Genomic DNA, 4,258 nt, shown 5'->3' with positions numbered 1-4,258 from the left:
ATAGAGCGCGTTGGCGCGCATCATCGGGAAGACGTAATCCTTGACGAACTCCTCGCGCAGATCGTCGATGAAGATGTGTTCAGGCTTCACGCCCGCCATCTCGGCCTTCTTGCGCGCGGGCTCCAGCTCTTCGCCCTGGCCCAGATCGGCGGTGAAGGTCACGACCTCGCAGCCATAATGCTGCTGCAGCCACTTGAGGATGACGCTGGTGTCGAGGCCGCCCGAATAGGCGAGGACGACGCGCTTGATATCTTCGCTCACGGCAAAGTCCTTACGAAGGGGGATGGATTTTCCTCGCGCCCTATGCGCTGTCGCGCGCCCACGCAACCTTCGCTTGGGCTCGTTCCCCCCCCGTTCATTGCGCCGACAGGCAAAGGCCGTCAGGAGCGGCCGTGATGTCCCGTTCAGGAGTCCCTTGCATGACCCGTTTCCTCATTGCCGGCCTGATCGCCGCCACGCTCACCATGCCCGCGATGGCGCAGGACACCCGCGCCTCGGCCGCCGCCAAATTCTCGCGTGAGTTCAAGGCGCGCGACACCAACAAGGACGGCGCGCTGTCCAAGGCCGAGGTGAAGGCCGCGATCCTGCGCATGGGCGCGGGCAAGCAGAAAATCGACGCGGTCCACGCCCAACGCCTCGCCGACCTGTGGTTCGCAAAGGCCGATGCCAACAAGGACGGCAAGGTGACCGAGGCGGAGGCCCAGGCGCTGCTGTCGCGCACCTTCGACGAATATGAAGCGGCCAAGGCGGCACAGGCCAAGGCGCAGCCGGCGGGGCCGAAGGGACGGTAAGCTCTCTCCGCCTTCGTTCCGCCTACCCCTACCTCCGTTCAGCCAGAGCGAAGTCGAAGGCCACGCCCCGCCCTGTCCGCGAGCGGTTCCCGTGCACTTCGACTTCGCACAGTGCGAACGGACGCCTGGAAATCCCCAAAGACCCACCCACAAAAAAGGCCCGGTGCGTTGCCGCACCGGGCTTAGGTCGTCCGCAGGAGGAACATCGTGGGGAGCGGGGGTTCTCGTGCCCCCGCGCCCGATCAGAAATCAGTTGTAGGCACGCTCGCCATGCTCGCCCAGGTCGAGGCCTTCCTGCTCGACATCCTTCGAGACACGCAGGCCGGTCAGCGCCTTGGCGACATACATCGCGATCACGGTGCCGATCGTCGCCCAGACGATGGTGGTGGCGACCGCGCCCAGCTGGACCAGCAGCTTGGCGCCCATGTCGTAATCCGCCGCACCCGGACCGCCCAGCGACGGGGCATAGACCACGGCGGTGCCGATCGCGCCGACCATGCCGCCGATGCCATGGACACCGAAGGCGTCGAGCGCATCGTCATAGCCGAGCTTGGGCTTGAGCACCGACACCGCATAGAAGCAGATCACGCTGGCGATAGCGCCTAGCACGATCGCGCCGAACGGACCCGAATTGCCCGCCGCCGGGGTGACCGCGACCAGGCCGGCGACGATGCCCGAGCAGAAGCCCAGCGCCGAGCCCTTATGCCCCGCCAGACGCTCGGCGAGCATCCAGAACAGACCACCAGATGCCGTCGCGACGAAGGTGTTGATCATCGCCAGCCCCGCCGAGCCATTGGCCTCCAGCGCCGAGCCGGCGTTGAACCCGAACCAGCCGACCCAGAGCAGGCCGGTGCCGACACCGGTCAGCGTCAGCGAGTGCGGTGGCATCGGTGTCGTCGGATAGCCGATGCGCTTGCCCAGGATCAGCGAGGCGACCAGCGCCGAGACGCCGGCATTGATGTGCACCACCGTGCCGCCCGCGAAGTCGAGCGCGCCCGCCTTGAAGAACAGGCCCGAGGCCGCCCACACCATGTGCGCGATGGGGAAATAGGTGATGGTCAGCCACACCGCGACAAATGCCATCACCGCCGAGAACTTCATCCGCTCGACCACCGATCCCAGCACCAGCGCGGCCGTGATCGCAGCGAAGGTCATCTGGAAACAGATGAAGACATATTCGGGGATTTCGACGCCTGCGGTGAAGGTCGCCGCCTGGCTGGCGGGCGTGACGCCCTTCAGAAACGCCTTGCCCAGCCCGGAGATGAAGTTGGACGCAGGTCCCGACACGTCCGGCCCGAAGGCCAGGCTATAGCCGTACATCACCCAGATCAGCATCGCGAGGCACGCGGCCGCGCCGATCTGGGTCATGGTGGACAGCATGTTCTTGGCGCGGGTCAGGCCGCCATAGAACAGCGCCAGACCCGGCAGGATCATCATCATGACCAGCACGGTCGAGGTCATCATCCAGGCGGTGTCGCCCTTGTCGACCGTCGCGGCAGGCGCGGCGCTCGCCGGCGCCTGGAGCGCGGCGGCATCCTGCGCCCAGGCGGGCAAGGCGGCGAAGAGGGCGATGCCAAGGCCGGTCGCCCCGCTCGCCAGTCGCGTGAGGTGCATCATCAAATCCCCCCTTCTCAAAGCGCGGAATCGTCGGTTTCGCCGGTGCGGATGCGCACGGCCTGGCCGACATCGAGCATGAAGATCTTGCCGTCGCCGATCGCACCGGTGTTGGCGGCGGACTGGATGGCTTCGACGACGCGGTCGGCGATGTCGGTGGCGCAGACCACCTCGATCTTGATCTTGGGCACCATGTTGGTGCTGTATTCGGCCCCGCGATAGATTTCGGTCTGGCCCTTCTGGCGTCCGAACCCCTTGACCTCGGTGACCGTCATGCCCGCCACGCCCAAAATGGTCAGTGCCTCGCGCACTTCGTCCAGCTTGAACGGCTTGATGATGGCAATGATCAGCTTCATTGCGCCCCCTTTGCGTTACCTGCCGGCATGATCTGCAAAGGGTGTGCCAGTTCATAAGTTGGTGACTTTTCCGCATCGGCGCCGTGCGACCGCCCGCGATGGACGGATTTCGGGCGTCAAAAAATCAGCACGACGCGACCGCTGCCCAATTTTCGGGCAGGCACAGGGAGCAAAGCCGCCCGCCGCCGGTTGGCCTGTCGACAAGCGACAGACAGGGAGAGGATCATGGCCGACACGACCGGCGAACCACTGGCCGACACGGTGGCCGATGCGCTGGCCGAGCGCGGATCGGCGGGGACGATGCCGGCGCTGTGGCTGGGCATCGCGGCAGGGTTGCAGATCGGCTTTGGCGGAATCGCCTATCTGGTCGCGAGCGCGGGTATGCCATCGGGCGCAGGCGCGACGCATCTGCTCGCCGGGCTGGCCTTTTCCGCCGGGCTGATGCTGGTGATGGTGACCGGCGCGCATCTGTTCACCGGCCATGCCATGCTGTCGCTACCGCGCGCCCAGGGCCGCGTGACGGGGGCCGGGCTCGTGAGGGCGCTGGGACTGGTGTGGCTCGCCAATCTGGTCGGCAGCCTGATCGTCGTCGCGCTGTTCGTCGCGGCGGGCGGCCCAGACGCGGTGGATGGCGCGGTCGCCGCCGTGGCACGTGAGACTGCGATGTCCAAGGTCGCCAAGTCCACCGGCACGCTGATCGCTTCGGGCGTCCTCGCCAATATGCTGGTCTGCCTGGCGGTGTGGATGGCGAGCGGTGCGACGACAGTCGCCGGCAAGATCGTCGCGGTGATCGCACCGATCACGCTGTTCGTCGCCGCCGGGTTCGAGCATTCGATCGCGAACATGACGCTGCTGCCGCTCGGCTGGGCGCTCGATCCGGCGGCGGTGCCGATCGGGGCTATCGCGCATAATCTGGCGCTGTCCACGCTGGGCAACCTGATCGGCGGCGGCGCGATCGCGCTGCTACTGGGTGCGGGGCATGGGGCGTTGAAGCATCGCTGATCCTCCCCGGCACGGGGAGGGGAACCGCCGCGCAGCGGTGGTGGAGGGGGGGCCCCGCACAGGACATCCCTTGCCGAAGCCCCCCTCCGTCAGCGCTTCGCGCTGCCACCTCCCCGTACCGGGGAGGATTTTTACGCGGCCAGCGCAGTGCCGCCGACGGTCAACCCCTCGACCAGCAGCGTCGGCTGTCCCACGCCGGCGGGCACGCTCTGCCCGCCCTTGCCGCACACGCCGACCCCCTCGTCCAGCGCGAAGTCGTTGCCGATGCCCTTCACCTTGGTCAGCACGCTCGGCCCGTCGCCGATCAGCGTCGCGCCCTTGATCGGCGCGCCCAGCTTGCCGTTCTCGATCCGGTAGGCCTCGGTGCACGAGAAGACGAACTTGCCCGACACGATATCGACCTGCCCGCCGCCGAAGGACTTGGCGAAGATGCCGTTCTTCACCCGCGACAGCAGCTCGGCCGGATCGTCCTGCCCGCCCTTCATGAAGGTGTTG

General features: G+C 66.9%; 6 protein-coding genes. 2 read left to right on the top strand and 4 right to left on the bottom strand.

Annotated features, from left to right (window positions below):
• Window positions 1–261, bottom strand: a 261-nt coding sequence (locus ACQKJZ_RS18380) for an argininosuccinate synthase domain-containing protein (RefSeq protein WP_427733021.1), incomplete at its 3' end; no start/stop codon positions are given.
• Window positions 262–419: 158 nt separating this feature from the next.
• Between ACQKJZ_RS18380 and ACQKJZ_RS18375 the strand changes: the two genes are divergently transcribed.
• Entirely contained in the window at window positions 420–791 is a 372-nt protein-coding gene (locus ACQKJZ_RS18375) for an EF-hand domain-containing protein (protein ID WP_427733019.1), read from the top strand.
• A 249-nt stretch (window positions 792–1,040) separates the two neighbouring features.
• Here ACQKJZ_RS18375 and ACQKJZ_RS18370 read toward each other — a convergent pair whose 3' ends face one another.
• Both ACQKJZ_RS18370 and ACQKJZ_RS18365 read right to left on the bottom strand, forming a co-directional pair.
• Window positions 1,041–2,408: an ammonium transporter gene (locus ACQKJZ_RS18370; protein ID WP_427733017.1), complete on the bottom strand. Its 1,368-nt coding sequence runs from the start codon at window positions 2,406–2,408 to the stop codon at window positions 1,041–1,043.
• A 14-nt stretch (window positions 2,409–2,422) separates the two neighbouring features.
• Window positions 2,423–2,761 (bottom strand): P-II family nitrogen regulator, encoded by a 339-nt coding sequence (locus ACQKJZ_RS18365; protein ID WP_312487309.1) that lies wholly within the window; start codon window positions 2,759–2,761, stop codon window positions 2,423–2,425.
• Window positions 2,762–2,986: 225 nt separating this feature from the next.
• On the opposite strand from ACQKJZ_RS18365, the gene ACQKJZ_RS18360 reads away from it, so the two are divergent.
• A complete protein-coding gene (locus tag ACQKJZ_RS18360; RefSeq protein ID WP_427733014.1) occupies window positions 2,987–3,763 on the top strand; it encodes a formate/nitrite transporter family protein in 777 nt (258 codons plus the stop codon).
• Window positions 3,764–3,894: 131 nt separating this feature from the next.
• Here ACQKJZ_RS18360 and ACQKJZ_RS18355 read toward each other — a convergent pair.
• On the bottom strand, window positions 3,895–4,258 hold a 364-nt coding region (locus ACQKJZ_RS18355; protein WP_427733012.1), incomplete at its 5' end, for a metallopeptidase TldD-related protein.

Origin of the sequence: Sphingomonas sp. NPDC019816, assembly GCF_050274375.1 — a bacterium.
Taxonomy (GTDB): Bacteria; Pseudomonadota; Alphaproteobacteria; order Sphingomonadales; family Sphingomonadaceae; genus Sphingomonas.
This window is presented reverse-complemented; position numbering and strand designations above follow the sequence as displayed.